The sequence below is a fragment of the Kocuria gwangalliensis genome (assembly GCF_039544365.1).
Classification (GTDB): Bacteria; Actinomycetota; Actinomycetes; order Actinomycetales; family Micrococcaceae; genus Kocuria; species Kocuria gwangalliensis.
The window spans coordinates 1-1,320 of sequence record NZ_BAABLN010000056.1 but is presented as its reverse complement, the minus strand read 5'-3'; the positions used below and the strand labels follow the sequence as shown (position 1 = coordinate 1,320).

The window sequence follows — 1,320 nt, the reverse complement described above, 5'->3', positions numbered from 1 at the left end:
TGGTGGGGTGGTGGGGGTGATCTCCTCGGCGTTCACCCTGGATGCGCAGAACCCGGCCGCGCGCCGAGAGATGGCTGCCACCGCTGACCTGCTGGGGGCGGTGCGCCTGCCCACCGGTGCCCACCGGAGGGCGGCGGGCACCGACGCGCTGACCGATGTGCTGATCTTCCGGCGCCGGCTGCCTGGGGAGGAGCCGTTGGACCTGTCCTGGGTGGAGTCCAGCACGGTTGAGCTGGGGGGTGAGGAAGCCCGGATGAACGCATATTTCCTCAACCACCCCGAGCGGGTCCTGGGGCAGCCCACCGTGGGCAACGACATGTACGGGGCCGCCACCTTGACCGTGCGCGCGGAGGACCTGAGCGCCACGGGTGAGCAGCTGCGCGCCCAATTGGTGGACGTCACCGGGCAGGCGCTGGCTCAAGGTCGAGGCATGGCTGAGCGCACCGGGGAGCAGCAGCTCGAAGCGGCGGCCCTGATCCCAGCGTCTGAGCAGGAACAAGTCGGACACATCACCGCGCGGGAGGACGGGGCCTTCACCCAGGTCACGGTCGAGGGTGTGCATGCCCCGTTGCCGGTGCCAACTACCCAGCAGGCCGAGTTGCGTGCCCTGCTGGGGTTGCGTGATGCGGCCCGTGCGGTGCTGACGATGGAGGCGACCAACGTTGAGGACACCCCGGTCCTCGACGCGATGCGTGAACAGCTGCGCACCAGTTACCTGAGCTACTACGACCGCTACGGGCCGATCAACCGGTTCACGGAACGCCGCACCGGCAAGTACGACGAGGCGGGGGCGGACATCATGGCCCGCATCACGCCACGGCCGGTGGCCACGATCCGCCGGGATCCGTTCGGGCCCCTGGTGATGGGCCTGGAGTACTTCGACGAGGGCACCGGTGCGGCCACCCCCGCCGGACTGCTGTCCGAGCGGCAGGTGCAACCCCGCCGGCCTGTGCTCGGGGTGGACACCCCCGACGAGGCCCTGGCCGTCACTTTGGACACGCTGGGGACCGTGGATATGGCTAACGTCGCCCGGCTGCTGGGCACCGACGAGGCCGGCGCGCGGGAGTCCCTGGGGGAGTTGGTCTACGAGGTGCCCGGGGAGGCCGGGGTCTACGAGACCCGGGCGGAGTACCTGTCCGGGGACGTGCGCGAGAAGCTCGACACCGCCCTGGCGGCGTCGGCCGCTGATGAGAAGTTCCAGTCCAATGTCGCCGCTTTGGAGTCAGTGCTGCCGGCGCCGTTGGGGGCCGATGAGATCGAGGCGAGGATCGGGGCGGTGTGGGTGTCCCCGAGCATCCACGAGCAGTTCCTGCGCCACAT

The 1,320-nt window shown here is 69.9% G+C and carries 1 pseudogene; it reads left to right on the top strand.

Annotated elements, in window-relative coordinates:
* A pseudogene (locus ABEA06_RS13555) lies at positions 1 to 1,320 on the top strand (helicase); the annotation flags it as partial.